This window comes from Mangrovibacterium lignilyticum, from assembly GCF_010882175.1.
Classification (GTDB): Bacteria; Bacteroidota; Bacteroidia; order Bacteroidales; family Prolixibacteraceae; genus Mangrovibacterium; species Mangrovibacterium lignilyticum.
Map to the genome: position 1 here is coordinate 258,706 of NZ_WKLH01000004.1, position 16,190 is coordinate 274,895.

The 16,190-nt window shown below is 40.8% G+C and carries 14 protein-coding genes and 4 tRNA genes; all 18 read left to right on the plus strand.

Annotated features, from left to right (window positions below):
* Window positions 1-103: 103 nt before the first annotated feature.
* Complete coding sequence (locus GJV22_RS18715) at window positions 104-1,024, plus strand: helix-hairpin-helix domain-containing protein (RefSeq protein WP_163717471.1); 921 nt, start codon at window positions 104-106, stop codon at window positions 1,022-1,024.
* Window positions 1,025-1,292: 268 nt separating this feature from the next.
* On the plus strand, window positions 1,293-1,484 hold the full coding sequence (gene rpsU / locus GJV22_RS18720; RefSeq protein ID WP_163717473.1) for a 30S ribosomal protein S21: 192 nt from the start codon (window positions 1,293-1,295) through the stop codon (window positions 1,482-1,484).
* Window positions 1,485-1,523: 39 nt separating this feature from the next.
* Window positions 1,524-2,408, plus strand: coding sequence for a tyrosine-type recombinase/integrase (locus GJV22_RS18725; protein WP_163717475.1), 885 nt, complete (start codon window positions 1,524-1,526; stop codon window positions 2,406-2,408).
* A 21-nt stretch (window positions 2,409-2,429) separates the two neighbouring features.
* On the plus strand, window positions 2,430-2,732 hold the full coding sequence (hpf, locus tag GJV22_RS18730) for a ribosome hibernation-promoting factor, HPF/YfiA family (RefSeq protein WP_163717477.1): 303 nt from the start codon (window positions 2,430-2,432) through the stop codon (window positions 2,730-2,732).
* A gap of 160 nt (window positions 2,733-2,892) precedes the next feature.
* A tRNA-Thr gene (locus GJV22_RS18735) sits at window positions 2,893-2,966 on the plus strand.
* A 56-nt stretch (window positions 2,967-3,022) separates the two neighbouring features.
* A tRNA-Tyr gene (locus GJV22_RS18740) sits at window positions 3,023-3,108 on the plus strand.
* An 82-nt stretch (window positions 3,109-3,190) separates the two neighbouring features.
* Window positions 3,191-3,263: transfer RNA gene (locus GJV22_RS18745), tRNA-Gly, on the plus strand.
* Window positions 3,264-3,284: 21 nt separating this feature from the next.
* A tRNA-Thr gene (locus GJV22_RS18750) sits at window positions 3,285-3,356 on the plus strand.
* Between the two features lie 40 nt (window positions 3,357-3,396).
* Window positions 3,397-4,584, plus strand: a complete 1,188-nt coding sequence (tuf, locus tag GJV22_RS18755; protein ID WP_163717479.1) for an elongation factor Tu — start codon at window positions 3,397-3,399, stop codon at window positions 4,582-4,584.
* 140 nt (window positions 4,585-4,724) lie between these two features.
* A complete protein-coding gene (gene secE, locus GJV22_RS18760; RefSeq protein WP_163717481.1) occupies window positions 4,725-4,916 on the plus strand; it encodes a preprotein translocase subunit SecE in 192 nt (63 codons plus the stop codon).
* Window positions 4,917-4,934: 18 nt separating this feature from the next.
* Window positions 4,935-5,483 (plus strand): transcription termination/antitermination protein NusG, encoded by a 549-nt coding sequence (gene nusG / locus GJV22_RS18765; protein WP_163717483.1) that lies wholly within the window; start codon window positions 4,935-4,937, stop codon window positions 5,481-5,483.
* A 21-nt stretch (window positions 5,484-5,504) separates the two neighbouring features.
* Window positions 5,505-5,948, plus strand: a complete 444-nt coding sequence (gene rplK / locus GJV22_RS18770; protein WP_163717485.1) for a 50S ribosomal protein L11 — start codon at window positions 5,505-5,507, stop codon at window positions 5,946-5,948.
* A 14-nt stretch (window positions 5,949-5,962) separates the two neighbouring features.
* Window positions 5,963-6,655: a 50S ribosomal protein L1 gene (rplA, locus tag GJV22_RS18775; RefSeq protein WP_163717487.1), complete on the plus strand. Its 693-nt coding sequence runs from the start codon at window positions 5,963-5,965 to the stop codon at window positions 6,653-6,655.
* A gap of 15 nt (window positions 6,656-6,670) precedes the next feature.
* The gene (gene rplJ, locus GJV22_RS18780) at window positions 6,671-7,189 is read left to right on the plus strand and encodes a 50S ribosomal protein L10 (RefSeq protein WP_163717489.1); all 519 of its coding nucleotides are present in this window, start codon (window positions 6,671-6,673) and stop codon (window positions 7,187-7,189) included.
* A 38-nt stretch (window positions 7,190-7,227) separates the two neighbouring features.
* Window positions 7,228-7,608 (plus strand): 50S ribosomal protein L7/L12, encoded by a 381-nt coding sequence (gene rplL / locus GJV22_RS18785; protein ID WP_163717491.1) that lies wholly within the window; start codon window positions 7,228-7,230, stop codon window positions 7,606-7,608.
* Window positions 7,609-7,717: 109 nt separating this feature from the next.
* Window positions 7,718-11,527, plus strand: coding sequence for a DNA-directed RNA polymerase subunit beta (gene rpoB / locus GJV22_RS18790; protein ID WP_163717492.1), 3,810 nt, complete (start codon window positions 7,718-7,720; stop codon window positions 11,525-11,527).
* A 58-nt stretch (window positions 11,528-11,585) separates the two neighbouring features.
* Window positions 11,586-15,863 carry a DNA-directed RNA polymerase subunit beta' gene (rpoC, locus tag GJV22_RS18795; RefSeq protein WP_163717495.1) on the plus strand — a complete coding sequence of 1,426 codons (4,278 nt, stop codon included), beginning with the start codon at window positions 11,586-11,588 and terminating at the stop codon, window positions 15,861-15,863.
* Entirely contained in the window at window positions 15,853-16,185 is a 333-nt protein-coding gene (locus GJV22_RS18800) for a DUF3467 domain-containing protein (RefSeq protein WP_238480360.1), read from the plus strand. Before rpoC ends, GJV22_RS18800 begins: the two co-directional genes overlap by 11 nt.
* Window positions 16,186-16,190 lie beyond the last annotated feature (5 nt).

Sequence of the window (16,190 nt, forward strand, 5' to 3'; positions counted from 1 at the left end):
TCATTAACAGTTGCTTGTTGATGAGCAGATTTGAACGCACGCTTGTTTCGTGTTTTTGTAAAGTCCCGAATTTTACGTAATTTGAGTGGGAACCATCGATCCCATGAAACTGCGACAAATCATACAGGAGTACTTTTCCTTTACCAGGGGTGAGCGAATTGGACTAATCGTTTTGATTGTCCTGATCCTCTTACTGCTCGTTGTTAATAAGGTCTTTTTTTATTTTGAAGAACCGACTCCAGCTGATGTGAAAGCTTTTAATGACTTGTTAAGGCAAGTGGAAGAGTTGGAGAAAGAAAAGGAAGCTAATCAGCTTCGTTTATTTACATTCGATCCTAATCGGATAGATTCAGTTGGTTTGGCGCGGCTTGACTTGCCCGGCTATGTGAAACGGAATATTCTGAGCTATCGAAATGCAGGAGGCAAGTTCAGGAGCCGCAAAGATCTACGTCGGATTTACGGCATGAATGATTCTATTTTCAACCGCGTTGAAGCTTATATCGAAATAGAAGTTCTTGAGCAAAGGAGCAGGAATACTGCACCCCTAAAAATGGGAATTGGAAGCTCTTTTAAGAGCGATAAAACTTCAGCTCGGACAACCGAGATTAAGAAGGAACCAACCATAAATAAGTTTGTTATCGAGTTGAACAATGCTACTGTTGAGGAATTAGAGCAGCTAAGGGGGATTGGTCCGGTTCTTTCAAAACGAATTGTGAGTTATCGCAATTTGATCGGTGGCTATGTGTCCGTTGATCAGTTGTTTGAAGTTTATGGGCTCAAGCCGGAAGTGGTTCAGGAAAACAAGACCAAGTTGAAAGTTGATACTGCCGGCATTCGAAAGCTTGATTTGAACTTCATGACAGCGAAAGAATTGGCCGCTCATCCGTATATTAATTTCAAAGATGCGCAACGAATTGTTGATTTCCGAAGTAAAAACGGTTATATTAGCAACAACAACATTCTCGTAACGGATTCGATTATTGGAATCGAGCAATTTCAAAAACTTGTATTCTACCTAAAGTGAAGATGCATGAATAAAATTAATCATTTGAGCCAGGAAAGGCGAAAGAAATCCGGCTGCCTTTCAAGGAGAGATTTTAAGTATAAAGGGTTGGAGAAGGACTACAAACGATGTAGTCTTGGAGGTTTTACGAAATAAGTTGGCAGGTCTTTCATTGCGAATCCAGTATCATTAAGCTTTTTATTTTTAATTTTTTCAAGATAAGTTTGATAAGTATCTAAGAATTTCTAAATTTGCGGCTCGAAAAAATAAACAAATTAAATTTATAAATATGATCGTTATTCCTGTTAAAGAAGGCGAAAATATCGAAAGAGCCCTGAAAAGATTCAAAAGAAAGTTTGAAAAAACTGGCGTAATCAAAGAGTTACGTGAAAGACAAGCTTTTACTAAACCTTCGGTGACAAGAAGAGCTGAGGTTAAAAAAGCGATCTATATTGAGAACATGCAACGTCAGGACGACTAAGATATAAGCTTGGTTCCTGGTTGCTGAAATTTAGATTTTATGTCCCATCAGGAATCTTTTCTGAAGTATTTGAGATTCGAAAAAAGATGTTCGAATCACACAGTTGTTGCTTATAAGAAAGACCTCGATCAGTTTGAAGAGTTTTTATTCAAAACGGTCGGGGATTTTAACGTTTTAGAAGTAGATAGTAAGATGGTCCGACTATGGATTGTTGAGTTGATGGATAAAGGAATGACTCCTAAAACCGTGAACAGAAAGATCACTTCGTTGAAATCGTTTTATAAGTACTTGCTGAGGCAAGAGTTGATTGAGATTTCTCCGATGAACTCGGTAATCTCACCCAAGATGCCTAAGAAGCTACCTTATTTTGTCGATGAGAATAGTATGCATCGCTTGCTTGATAACGGGTATTTCAGAAACGATTTTGAAGGCGTTCGGGATAAACTTATTGTGAGTCTTTTTTATGGCACCGGGATGAGACTTTCGGAGTTGGTGAATTTGAAAGATTCAGATATCTATCAAAGCGAAACTTTGATTCGCGTTTTAGGTAAAAACAATAAAGAACGAATTGTTCCTTATCCGCGAAGTATAAACAACCTGATAGGCGAATATCTGATGATGAGAGAGGCTGAGTATTCAATCGATTTTGCAAGCTTTTTTATTACTGCCAAAGGGAAGCCGGTATATCATAAATTGGTTTACCGGGTTGTTCACAATCATTTAGCATTAGTAACACCGCTTGAAAAGAAAAGTCCACACGTCTTAAGACACTCGTATGCAACTCATTTGTTGAATCGTGGTGCGGATTTAAACGCAGTTAAAGAATTGCTGGGGCATAGCAACCTGGCGGCAACGCAAGTTTATACGCACACGACAACGGAAAAACTACAAAGTATTTACAAACAAGCTCACCCCAGAGCTTAAATTAACAGAGGAGGATAATTTATGAATATCAATGTGAATGCCGTTCATTTTACACCGGATCAAAAATTAGTTGATTTTGCGGTTAAAAAAACTTCCAAGCTGGATACATTTTTTGACGGTATTATTTCTGCTGAAATAATATTGAAAGTAGAGAAGCCTGAGATCGCTAATAATAAGGTTGCTGAGATTAAGATTTCCATTCCTGCCGCTGGTTATTTGTTTGCTAAAAAGCAAGGAGATTCGTTTGAAGAAGCTATTGATTTATCTAACGATGCCTTGAAAAAACAGCTGACTAAATTCAAGGAAAAACTCAAAGAAAAATAATTTTAAAAATAACACCAGATTTTGTGTGTTAATTAAAAATATTTATACATTTGCAAACCCTTTTCGAAGTACTCCGATTGGAGGATAAATGATCACTCAGAAATAGGTTATATGGCTTATTTAGGATGAAAATTAAGCGAGAAGGTTAAGCAAATGTTACGCCGAATTAGCTCAGTTGGCCAGAGCACGTGATTTGTAATCTCGGGGTCCACAGTTCGAATCTGTGATTCGGCTCATAAGTTTTGAGTCTCAGGGCTTTAGTTCTTTAAGATTTTGAAAATATTATCGTTGGGGAGATACCAAAGTGGCCAACTGGGGCGGACTGTAACTCCGCTGACTTTCGTCTTCGTAGGTTCGAATCCTGCTCTCCCCACCACAACGAAATTTCAAAAATGCAAATCGCAAACTCTAAACGTAGATGTTTGAATTTTTGTGTTTGATTGATTTTGTTGGATGATGCGGGAGTAGCTCAGCTGATAGAGCATTAGCCTTCCAAGCTAAGGGTCGCGGGTTTGAATCCCGTCTCCCGCTCAATATTAAAAGAACTGTGTTGCCGGGGTAGCTCAGGGGTAGAGCGCATCCTTGGTAAGGATGAGGTCGTGAGTTCAATTCTCATCCTCGGCTCAGATTGAAATTAAAATAAAAATTAAAATTCTTATTTGTTATGGCTAAAGAACATTTTAATAGGGATAAGGACCATGTTAACATTGGTACCATTGGCCACGTTGACCACGGTAAAACTACCCTTACAGCTGCTATCACTACAGTTTTAGCAAAAAAAGGTCTTTCTGAAGTAAAGTCTTTCGCTTCGATTGACAGTGCTCCTGAAGAAAAAGAGCGTGGTATCACTATTAACACCGCTCACGTTGAATATCAAACTGCAACACGTCACTATGCTCACGTAGACTGTCCGGGTCACGCCGACTACGTTAAGAACATGGTAACTGGTGCTGCTCAGATGGACGGTGCGATTATCGTAGTTGCTGCTACTGATGGTCCTATGCCTCAAACTCGTGAGCACATCCTGTTGGCTCGTCAGGTAAACGTACCTCGTTTGGTCGTTTTCATGAACAAAGTTGACATGGTTGAAGACGAAGAGTTGTTGGAATTGGTTGAAATGGAAGTTCGTGAATTGTTAGACTTCTACGATTTCGACGGTGATAACACTCCTGTTATTCAAGGTTCAGCACTTGGTGCATTGAACGGTGAGCCAGAATGGGAAGAAAAAGTAATGGAATTGATGGATGCTTGTGATAACTGGATTCCACTTCCTCCACGTGATATCGACAAACCATTCTTGATGCCAGTTGAAGACGTATTCTCGATCACAGGTCGTGGTACTGTTGCTACAGGTCGTATCGAAACTGGTCTCGTTCATACTGGTGATGAACTTCAGTTGATCGGTTTGGGTGCTGAAGGTCGTAAGACTGTTTGTACTGGTGTTGAGATGTTCCGTAAGATTTTGGATGATGGACAAGCTGGTGACAACGTAGGTTTGTTGTTGCGTGGTGTTGACAAAAAAGAAATCAAACGTGGTATGATCTTGGCGAAACCAGGTTCAATTACTCCTCATACTAAATTCAAAGCTGAGGTTTACGTATTGAAAAAAGAAGAAGGTGGACGTCACACTCCATTCCACAATAAATACCGTCCTCAATTCTACGTGCGTACATTGGACGTAACTGGCGAGATCACTTTGGAAGAAGGTCGCGAAATGGTTATGCCTGGTGATAACGTTACAATCAACGTTGAATTGATTTACCCTGTAGCATTGAATACTGGTTTGCGTTTCGCTATCCGCGAAGGTGGACGTACAGTAGGTGCAGGTCAGGTAACTGAAATTTTACAATAATCTTTCGATAAGATAAATTTGAAGAAGTCCCGAGTCTTTGGACTCGGGACTCTTTTCGGATGAAACTCGCGGGAGTGTTAGATAGTTTATAAGGTAAGTTCGACTCTTACTCATCCACACAACTAATAAAGAAAGTTAGAATGAAACTTAAACTATATTTCGAAGAGGCATACAACGAGCTGGTTCATAAAGTTAGTTGGCCTACTTGGAAAGAGTTGCAAAATAGTGCATTTATTGTAATGGTTGCTTCCTTTATCATAGCACTTGTTGTTTTCGTAATGGACATCTCTTTTGAGAACATTATGAACTTAGTGTACAGTTTATTTTATTAATACGATTGGAGATTCGGAATGAGCGAACACGTAAAAAAATGGTATGTTCTTAGAGCCGTCGGAGGTAAAGAAAAGAAGGTGAAAGAGTATATCGAAAGCGAAATTGCAAATGCTGGACTTCAAGAGTATATTTCGCAGGTCCTTATTCCAACGGAAAAGGTTTATCAAATTCGTAATGGGAAAAAAATTAGCAAAGAGCGAAATTTCTTTCCAGGTTACATTTTGATTGAAGCTGCCCTGGTAGGTGAGATTCCACACATGTTGAAAAGTATTACCAACGTGATCGGTTTCTTAGGTGACACCAAAGGGGGAGAGCCCGTTCCCATGCGACTGTCTGAGGTGAATCGTATTTTAGGACGTGTTGACCAAATGGCAGAAGCTGATGCAGAGGTAAATATACCGTATGTTGTTGGCGAAACTGTGAAAGTTACTGACGGTCCTTTTAACGGATTCAATGGAATCATTGAGGAGATCAACGAGGAGAAGAAAAAGTTGAAAGTGATGGTCAAAATTTTTGGACGAAAAACACCTTTGGAACTTAGCTTTATGCAAGTTGAAAAGGAGTAGTAAATTTTATTATTAATTATTATGGCTAAAGAAGTTGCTGGATTAATCAAATTACAAATTAAGGGTGGTGCAGCTAATCCTTCACCACCAGTTGGACCAGCATTGGGTAGCAAAGGGGTTAACATCATGCAGTTCTGCAAGCAGTTTAACGGCCGTACTCAGGAGTTAGCTGGTAAAGTACTCCCGGTTATTATCACTGTTTATGCAGACAAATCGTTTGATTTTGTAATTAAACAACCCCCAGTAGCCATTCAATTATTAGATGCTGCAAAATTGAAATCTGGCTCAGCCGAACCACACGCTAAGAAAGTGGCTAAAGTAAGCTGGGATCAGGTAAAACAAATTGCAGAAACTAAAATGGCCGATTTAAATTGTTTTACAATTGAATCAGCTATGAAAATGGTTGCTGGTACTGCCAGAAGTATGGGTATTACTGTCGAAGGTCAATTCCCAGCTAATAACTAATTAAATTTTTTAAGATGGGCAGAATTACAAAAAATATGAAGCTTGCTCAGGAGAAACTCGAACAAGGCAAAGCATATACTTTAGCAGAAGCTGCTGAATTAGTGAAGGAAATTACCTTCTCGAAATTTGACGCTTCTGTTGATATCGATGTTCGTCTGGGAGTAGACCCGAGAAAAGCAAATCAGATGGTTAGAGGCGTTGTTTCTTTACCCCACGGAACAGGGAAAGAAGTTCGCGTATTGGCTTTAGTAACTCCGGACAAAGAAGCCGAAGCGAAAGAAGCTGGTGCAGACTATGTTGGTTTGGACGATATGATCGCCAAAATCAAAGATGGTTGGACTGATTTCGATGTTGTGATTACACAACCACCTGTGATGGGTAAAATTGGCCCGCTGGGACGTGTTCTTGGTCCGAGAGGCTTGATGCCAAATCCAAAAAGCGGAACCGTGACTATGGAAGTTGGTAAAGCTATCAAAGAAGTGAAGCAAGGTAAAATTGATTTTAAGGTTGATAAATTTGGTATCGTGCATACCTCAATCGGTAAAGTTTCTTTTGATCCTCAAAAAATCGAAGAAAATGCCCGTGAATTTATGAACACTATAAACAAATTGAAACCAACTGCTGCAAAAGGTACTTATGTGAAAAGCATTTACATTTCAAGTACGATGAGTCCTGGAATTCAAGTTGAACCAAAGTCAGTTGACTAGTAAAGAATTGTTGAAATGAAAAGATCAGAGAAATTAGAGATCATTGATAATCTGACGCAGGAAATCAATTCTTACAGCCACTTTTACCTGGCCGACGTTGCCGATTTGAATGCAGAAGATACAAGCAGTTTACGACGTCAGTGTTACAGCAAACAAATCAAATTGGTTGTTGTTAAGAATACACTCCTGCGTAAAGCACTCGAAAATTCTGAAAAGAATGCCGAGGAACTTTATGACGTACTTAAAGGAAATACTTCAGTCATGTTTTGTGAAGTTGGTAATGAGCCAGCGAAACTGATTAAAGCCTTCAGCAAAACAAAGAAAAAGCCTGTATTGAAGGCCGCTTATGTTGAAGAATCAGTTTACCTGGGCGCAGACCAATTAGAAGTATTGACTTCACTCAAGTCTAAGGACGAATTACTTGGAGAAATCGTTGGATTGTTACAATCCCCAATCAAAACTGTATTGGGTCAATTACAATCAAGCGGAAACAAAATCCACGGTATCCTTCAGACACTTTCAGAAAAAGAATAATTTTAGTTACATTTTATCGCATAAAAATTTAAAGAAAAATGGCAGATTTAAAAGTGCTTGCAGAAGAGTTAGTGAACTTGACTGTAAAAGAAGTTAATGAATTAGCTGACATTTTAAAATCAGAATATGGTATTGAACCTGCTGCTGCTGCTGTAGCTGTAGCTGCTGGTCCTGCTGCTGGTGGCGAAGAAGCCGCTGCTGCAGAGCAAACTGAATTTGATGTTATCTTGAAAGCAGCTGGTAGTTCAAAATTGGCAGTTGTGAAGTTAGTTAAAGAATTGACAGGTCTTGGTCTTAAAGAAGCTAAAGAAGTAGTTGATGGCGCACCAAAAGCGATCAAAGAAAAAGTTTCAAAAGACGAAGCGGAAGCTTTGAAAACTCAGTTGACAGAAGCTGGAGCTGAAGTTGAACTTAAATAAGAGACTTAGGACCTATATTGAAGGTCTGGATGGTTTAGAGTCCCACGTATGTGGGATTCTAAGCCTTTTTGCATATTAAGATTTTAAGTTCACTTAATTTAGTTGATACATGTCATTAAACATTGAAAACCAGAGGATTAGTTTCTCTTCTACAAAAACAGTATTCGATTATCCTGATTTCCTCGAGGTACAGATCAAAGCTTTCAAGGAATTTTTTCAAATGGCAACAATGCCTGAAAACCGAAAAAGTGAAGGTTTATACAAAGTATTCGAAGAAAACTTCCCGATCACAGATACACGTAATAATTTCGTTTTAGAATTTATCGATTATCAAGTTGATCCACCTCGTTATTCCATCGACGAATGTATCGAAAGGGGATTGACTTTCAGTGTCCCGGTGAAGGCAAAACTAAAACTGTATTGTACCGATCCTGAACATGAAGATTTTGATACAGTTGTTCAGGACGTATATCTGGGAACAGTGCCCTACATGACAGACAAAGGAACATTTGTCATCAACGGCGCTGAACGTGTTGTAGTTTCCCAATTACACCGTTCTCCTGGGGTTTTCTTCGGTCAAAGTGTTCATGCAAACGGCACAAAACTGTATTCAGCCCGTATCATTCCTTTCAAAGGATCATGGATTGAGTTCGCTACAGATATCAACAGTGTCATGTTTGCTTACATTGACCGTAAAAAGAAATTACCTGTAACAACTCTGTTACGGGCTATTGGTTACGAAAGCGATAAAGATATTCTGGAAATCTTTGGTCTTGCTGATGAGGTCAAAGTATCCAAAACAGGTTTAGGCAAAGTAGTTGGCCGTAAATTGGCTGCTCGTGTCTTGAAGACTTGGGTTGAAGACTTCGTAGATGAAGATACAGGTGAGGTTGTATCTATTGAACGGAACGAAGTTTTGATCGACCGTGAGACTATTCTTGAAAAAGAACATATTGAGGAGATTTTAGATTCGGGTGCAAAGACAATTTTGTTGCACAAAGAAGATAATCTCCAGGATTTCGCCATTATATACAATACGCTTCAAAAAGACCCGTGTAACTCGGAAAAAGAAGCAGTATTGCACATCTATCGTCAGTTACGTAATGCAGAACCGCCTGATGAAGCGACTGCACGCGACGTAATCGACAAATTATTCTTCTCAGAGAAACGTTATGATCTTGGTGAAGTAGGACGTTACCGTATCAACAAAAAGTTAGGTCTGAATATCGACATGGATACTCAGGTACTGACGAAAGAAGATATTATTGAAATCATTAAATATTTGATCAAGTTGGTTAATGCCAAAACTGATGTTGATGACATCGACCACTTGAGCAACCGTCGCGTACGTACTGTTGGCGAACAAATGTATAACCAATTTGGTGTTGGTTTAGCCCGTATGGCGCGTACTATTCGTGAACGGATGAACGTTCGTGACAACGAGGTGTTTACGCCAATTGATCTGATCAATTCAAAAACACTGTCGTCTGTTATTAACTCATTCTTCGGTACCAACGCACTGTCGCAGTTCATGGACCAAACAAACCCATTGGCTGAGATGACTCACAAACGCCGTATGTCTGCCTTAGGACCTGGTGGTTTGTCACGTGAGCGTGCAGGTTTCGAGGTTCGTGACGTTCACTATACTCACTACGGACGTCTATGTCCGATTGAAACACCTGAAGGTCCAAACATTGGTTTGATCTCTTCTTTGTGTGTGTTTGCCAAGGTAACCGACCTTGGATTCATTTCAACTCCTTATCGTAAAGTTGAAAATGGAAAGGTTGACCTGTCTAAAGATGGCGTTGTTTACTTGACTGCCGAAGAAGAAGAAGGAAAAGTAATTGCACAGGCGAATGCGCCGATCGACGATGATGGAAACTTTGTAAACAATCGTGTTAAATCACGTTTGGAAGGTGACTACCCGGTAGTTGAACAAGAAGAGGTGCAATTGATGGACGTAGGTCCTAACCAGATTGCTTCTGTTGCTGCTTCGTTGATTACCTTCCTGGAGCACGATGATGCTAACCGTGCCTTGATGGGATCGAACATGATGCGCCAGGCAGTTCCTCTGCTTCGCCCTGAAGCACCAATTGTAGGTACTGGTTTGGAATCAAGTGCAGCGAGAGACTCTCGCGTTATGGTTGCAGCCGAAGGCGAAGGCGTTATTGAATATGTTGATGCTAACGAAATCATCGTACGTTACGATATGACCGATGATGAGAAGTATGTTAGCTTCGATACAGAATTGAAAAGCTATAAAATTTCAAAATACCAAAAAACCAACCAAGGTTCGGTTCTTGACCTGAAACCAATCGTAGTTAAAGGTCAACGAGTAACTAACGGTCAAATTATGACTGAAGGTTATGCAACTGAGGGAGGTGAACTGGCATTGGGACGTAACCTGCGTGTGGCATTCATGCCTTGGCAGGGATATAACTATGAGGATGCGATTGTAATTTCAGAGCGTATCGTTCGTGAAGATGTATTTACATCAATTCACGTTGACGAATATTCACTGGAAGTACGTGACACGAAACGTGGAGTTGAAGAATTCACTTCAGATATTCCAAACGTTAGTGAAGAAGCTACTCGTAACCTGGACGAAAACGGACTGATCCGTATCGGAGCAGTTGTTAAGCCGGGTGATATTTTGATCGGTAAAATTACACCAAAAGGAGAATCAGATCCTTCACCTGAAGAAAAGCTGTTACGTGCGATCTTCGGTGATAAAGCCGGTGATGTGAAAGATGCTTCATTGAAAGCTTCTCCATCATTGAACGGTGTTGTTATCGAGAAAAAATTGTTCTCTCGTGTTGTAAAAGACAAGAAGGGCAAAATGGCAACAAAACCGTTGCTCGATCAGATTGATGAAGAACTGGATCGTCAGGTGAGTGCTTTGCGTGCTCGCTTAGAAGATAAGCTTTTCAACCTGGTAAACGGAAAAACAAGCCAAAGCGTAAGAGATTACTATGGTGGTGAGTTAATTGCCAAAGGCGTCAAATTTACGCTGAAACAATTGCAGGAGATTGATTTCTTGACTGTTAATCCGGCAAAATGGACAACAGATAAGGATAAAAATGATATGATCTATGCTTTGGTCGTAAATTATATCCAGAAATACAAGGAACATGAAGCAGTTGCTCGTCGTAAACGCTACAACGTGACAATCGGTGATGAATTACCAGCAGGTATTATCCAATTGGCTAAAGTCTATATTGCTAAAAAACGGAAACTGCAAATCGGTGATAAAATGGCAGGTCGACACGGTAACAAAGGGATTGTTTCTCGTATTGTACGCGATGAAGATATGCCTTTCCTTGAAGACGGAACACCGGTAGATATCGTATTGAACCCATTGGGGGTACCATCAAGGATGAACCTTGGACAGATTTACGAAACGGTATTGGGTTGGGCCGGAAAAGAGTTAGGGTTGAAATTTGCAACTCCGATTTTCGATGGTGCCAGTCTCGAAGAAGTTACTTCGTATACTGACAAGGCGGGTGTACCAGCCTTCGGTAAAACATATTTGCACGATGGTGAAACAGGAGAGCGTTTCGACCAGCCAGCCACAGTCGGTATTATTTATATGCTGAAATTGGGTCACATGGTTGAAGACAAAATGCATGCCCGTTCTATTGGACCATACTCATTGATTACACAACAGCCATTGGGTGGTAAAGCTCAGTTTGGTGGTCAGCGTTTTGGAGAGATGGAGGTTTGGGCACTCGAAGCATTCGGTGCGTCTCACATCCTGCAAGAAATCCTGACGGTGAAATCTGATGATGTGCTGGGCCGTGCAAAAGCTTACGAAGCGATTGTAAAAGGTGAGCCAATGCCACAAGCCGGAATTCCGGAATCACTCAACGTATTGCTACACGAATTACGTGGTTTAGGTTTGAGTGTTAATCTGGATTGATGAAAAGGGAATGCTTTTGCATTCCGCTTAATTAATTTGATAATAAAGACATCGATATATGGCTTTCAGAAAAGATAATAAAGTAAAAAGCAGTTTTTCCAAGATAGCAATTAGTCTTGCTTCCCCGGAAGAAGTTTTAGAGCGTTCTCACGGTGAAGTTTTAAAGCCTGAAACTATCAACTACAGAACTTATAAGCCCGAGCGTGACGGCTTGTTCTGTGAACGTATTTTCGGGCCTGTTAAAGACTACGAATGCCATTGTGGAAAATACAAGCGTATCCGTTACAAAGGAATTGTTTGTGACCGTTGTGGTGTTGAAGTAACCGAAAAGAAAGTTCGTCGTGAACGCATGGGACACATTTCATTGGTTGTTCCGGTTGCTCACATCTGGTACTTCAAATCGCTTCCTAACAAAATTGGATACCTTCTTGGCTTACCAACCAAGAAATTGGATACCATTATTTATTACGAACGTTATGTTGTTATTCAGGCTGGTGTTAAAGCTCAGGACGGAATCAAAAATCTTGATTTCCTGACAGAGGAAGAATACCTGGATATTTTGGATACACTTCCGAAAGAAAACCAATATCTGGATGATGATGATCCAAATAAGTTCATCGCTAAGATGGGTGCCGAAGCATTGTATCAATTGCTGGAGCGCACCGAGCTTGATGAACTGTCATATGACTTACGTCACCGTGCCAGCACTGAGACTTCTCAGCAACGTAAAAACGAAGCATTGAAACGTTTGCAGGTTGTTGAAGCTTTCCGTGCCAGCAAAAATATCAACCGTCCTGAATGGATGATTGTAAAAGTTGTTCCGGTAATTCCACCAGACCTTCGTCCGTTGGTTCCATTGGATGGTGGTCGTTTCGCTACTTCAGATTTAAATGACCTGTATCGTCGTGTGATTATCCGTAACAACCGTTTGAAAAGATTGATTGAAATCAAAGCACCTGAAGTAATCTTACGTAACGAAAAACGTATGTTACAGGAAGCTGTTGATTCATTATTCGATAACTCACGAAAATCGAATGCAGTTAAGACTGAAAATAACCGTGCCTTAAAATCACTGTCTGACAGTTTGAAAGGTAAGCAAGGTCGTTTCCGTCAAAACTTGCTGGGTAAACGTGTTGACTATTCTGCTCGTTCTGTAATCGTCGTTGGACCAACCTTGAGTCTTCATGAGTGTGGTCTTCCGAAAGATATGGCAGCAGAGTTATTCAAACCATTTATCATTCGTAAACTGATTGAACGTGGTATTGTAAAAACTGTAAAATCGGCGAAGAAAATTGTAGATCGCAAAGATCCTGTCGTATGGGATATTTTGGAAAACGTGCTGAAAGGACACCCGGTTATGTTGAACCGGGCACCGACTCTTCACCGTTTGTCGATCCAGGCTTTCCAACCCGTATTGATTGAAGGTAAAGCGATTCGTTTGCACCCATTGGTATGTACCGGTTTTAACGCCGACTTCGATGGTGACCAAATGGCGGTACACGTGCCACTGGGTAACGCAGCGGTTTTGGAAGCTCAGTTGTTGATGCTTGCTTCACAAAACTTATTGAACCCTGCTAACGGTGCTCCTATTACCGTACCATCTCAGGATATGGTTTTGGGACTGTACTACATGACCAAACATCGTGAAGGTGCTCGTGGTGAAGGAATGACTTTCTATTCTGCTGAAGAAGTAATTATTGCATATAATGAACGGAGATTAGAAAAACACTCGATCATTAAAGTTAAGGTCGAAGACGTTGACGACAATGGCGAATACTTCAAACACATTATTGAAACGACTGTAGGTCGTGTTCTTTTCAACCAGGTAGTACCTCGAAAAGCCGGTTACATTAACGAATTATTGACTAAAAAGTCATTGCGTAATATTATCCACGATATCTTCAAGAAAACAGGGAATGCAACGACTGTTCGCTTCCTGGATGATATCAAGGAGTTAGGTTATAAAGCAGCATACCATGGTGGACTATCGTTCAACCTGAGTGATGTTGTCATTCCTGAAGATAAAATTACCATTGTTGAAAATGGTTATACCGAAGTTGAAGAAGTAATGAATAACTATAATATGGGTTTCATTACCAACAACGAACGTTACAACCAGGTCATCGATATTTGGACGCATGCCAATGCGAAACTGACAAATGCGGTAATGAAGACGCTGAGTACAGACAGACAAGGATTCAACTCTGTTTATATGATGCTTGACTCAGGAGCCCGTGGTTCGAAAGAACAGATTCGTCAGTTGTGTGGTATGAGGGGATTGATGGCCAAACCTCAAAAGTCTGGTTCTACAGGAGCTCAGATTATTGAGAACCCGATTTTGGCAAACTTTAAAGAGGGGCTATCGGTTTTGGAGTATTTTATCTCTACTCACGGTGCTCGTAAAGGTTTGGCGGATACTGCATTGAAAACTGCGGATGCGGGATACTTAACTCGTCGTTTGGTTGATGTTGCACAAGATGTAATTATTCAGGACGAAGACTGCGGAACATTGCGCGGTTTGGTTGCGACTGCTGTCAAAAATAACGAAGAAGTTGTTTCTTCTCTTTTTGAACGTGTTATTGGTCGTACCTCTGTTCACGATATTTTCCATCCGTTAACAGGTGACTTGATTGTTCGCACTGGCGATTTGATCACTGAAGGAATCGCTAACAAGATCGACGATTCGCCGATTGAAAGTGTGGAGATCCGTTCGGTATTGACATGTGAAGCAAAAGTTGGTGTTTGTAGCAAATGTTACGGACGCAACCTGGCCACTGCAAACTTATCGCGTCGCGGTGAATCAGTAGGGGTTATTGCAGCGCAGTCGATTGGTGAACCTGGTACACAGTTGACGCTTCGTACCTTCCACGTTGGGGGTATCGCCGGTAACATCTCTTCTCAATCAATGGTTGAGTCGCGTTACGATGGTATTGCCGAGATTGAAGAATTACGTACTGTCGATACTTTCGATGAATCAGGTAAAAAAGTTTACATGGTTGTTGGTCGATTGGCAGAATTGCGGATCATCGATAAAAACACTCGGATTTCCTTATCAAATCATACTATCCCTTACGGTTCTAAATTGTACATTGAAAATGGTGCAGAAGTAACCAAAGGTCAGAAGATTTGTGAATGGGACCCTTATAACGGTGTAATTATTTCTGAATACAACGGTAAGATATCATTCGATAACTTGATTGAAGGTATTACCTTCCGCGAAGAGTCTGATGAACAAACCGGATTCAAAGAGAAAGTTGTTATCGAAACTCGTGATAAGACCAAGAACCCGTCTTTGCGTATTTTAGATGATAAAGGTGAAGTTATCCGTTCATACAACTTACCGGTAGGTGGTCACATCTCCGTTGACGAAGGTGAGCTGGTAAAAGCCGGAAAGGTATTGGTTAAAATCCCACGTGCATCCGGTAAGGCAGGTGATATCACCGGTGGTCTTCCCCGTGTTACTGAATTGTTCGAGGCCCGTAACCCGTCAAATCCGGCGGTTGTATCGGAAATCGACGGTGAAATTTCATTGGGTAAAATCAAACGTGGTAACCGCGAAATCATCGTTACCTCTAAAGGTGGTGAAGTGAAGAAATATCTTGTACCGCTGTCTAAGCAGATCCTGGTACAGGAAAACGATTATATTAAAGCAGGTACATCGTTGTCAGACGGTGCGATTACACCATCTGATATCTTGGGTATCAAAGGACCTACTGCTGTGCAGGAGTATATTTTGAATGAAGTTCAGGATGTATACCGTATGCAGGGTGTGAAAATCAACGATAAGCACTTCGAGGTGATTATTCGCCAGATGATGCGTAAAGTTGAGATCGTAGATCCGGGTGATACTCGTTTCCTGGAAAAACAAATTGTTGACAAGAATGAATTCCTACACGAGAACGACTGGATTTACAATAAGAGAGTAGTTCTTGAGCCGGGAGATTCTGAATTGAAAGCAGGTATGATTATCACAGCTCGTCGTCTGCGAGATGAAAATTCATCATTGCGTCGTCGCGATAAGAAGATGATCGAATCTCGTGATGCGATTCCTGCAACTTCAAGCCAAATTCTGCAAGGTATCACACGTGCTGCCCTGCAAACAAGAAGTTGGTTGTCTGCGGCATCATTCCAGGAAACCACAAAAGTATTGAACGAGGCTGCCATCCAGGGTAAAGTTGACTATTTGGACGGTCTGAAGGAAAATGTGATCTGTGGTCACTTAATTCCTGCCGGTACCGGTCTGAAAGAATACAAAAACCTGGTTGTAGGTTCACGCGAAGAATACGACCGCATGGTAGATATTAAAGAAGCAGAACACGCAAATCGTGAAGACTAATATGGATGATCAAAACAACAAAAATCAGTTGAATATTGAATTGAGTGAAGAGGTTGCTCAGGGCGTTTACTCGAACCTGGCAATTATAACCCATTCAACTTCAGAATTTGTGCTTGATTTTGTACGTATCATGCCCGGAATACCGAAGGCAAACGTCAAGTCGAGAATCATTCTAACTCCGGAACATGCCAAACGCTTATTATTGGCTTTGGAAGACAATGTGAAGAAGTTTGAAAAAATGAATGGACCAATTAATGTTCCAGGAGGGCACAATCCAATGATGCCACCAATGACATTTGGAGGTCCCACAGCTGAAGCCTGATTTTT

What these genes read in the sequence shown, in the direction of transcription:
- rpoB (WP_163717492.1), top strand. Translation starts at nt 7,718, where the DNA reads ATGTCATTAAACATTGAAAACCAGAGGATTAGTTTCTCTTCTACAAAA.
- rpsU (WP_163717473.1), top strand. Translation starts at nt 1,293, where the DNA reads ATGATCGTTATTCCTGTTAAAGAAGGCGAAAATATCGAAAGAGCCCTG.
- rplA (WP_163717487.1), top strand. Translation starts at nt 5,963, where the DNA reads ATGGGCAGAATTACAAAAAATATGAAGCTTGCTCAGGAGAAACTCGAA.
- rplJ (WP_163717489.1), top strand. Translation starts at nt 6,671, where the DNA reads ATGAAAAGATCAGAGAAATTAGAGATCATTGATAATCTGACGCAGGAA.
- secE (WP_163717481.1), top strand. Translation starts at nt 4,725, where the DNA reads ATGAAACTTAAACTATATTTCGAAGAGGCATACAACGAGCTGGTTCAT.
- GJV22_RS18715 (WP_163717471.1), top strand. Translation starts at nt 104, where the DNA reads ATGAAACTGCGACAAATCATACAGGAGTACTTTTCCTTTACCAGGGGT.
- rplL (WP_163717491.1), top strand. Translation starts at nt 7,228, where the DNA reads ATGGCAGATTTAAAAGTGCTTGCAGAAGAGTTAGTGAACTTGACTGTA.
- tuf (WP_163717479.1), top strand. Translation starts at nt 3,397, where the DNA reads ATGGCTAAAGAACATTTTAATAGGGATAAGGACCATGTTAACATTGGT.
- rpoC (WP_163717495.1), top strand. Translation starts at nt 11,586, where the DNA reads ATGGCTTTCAGAAAAGATAATAAAGTAAAAAGCAGTTTTTCCAAGATA.
- rplK (WP_163717485.1), top strand. Translation starts at nt 5,505, where the DNA reads ATGGCTAAAGAAGTTGCTGGATTAATCAAATTACAAATTAAGGGTGGT.
- nusG (WP_163717483.1), top strand. Translation starts at nt 4,935, where the DNA reads ATGAGCGAACACGTAAAAAAATGGTATGTTCTTAGAGCCGTCGGAGGT.
- GJV22_RS18725 (WP_163717475.1), top strand. Translation starts at nt 1,524, where the DNA reads ATGTCCCATCAGGAATCTTTTCTGAAGTATTTGAGATTCGAAAAAAGA.
- hpf (WP_163717477.1), top strand. Translation starts at nt 2,430, where the DNA reads ATGAATATCAATGTGAATGCCGTTCATTTTACACCGGATCAAAAATTA.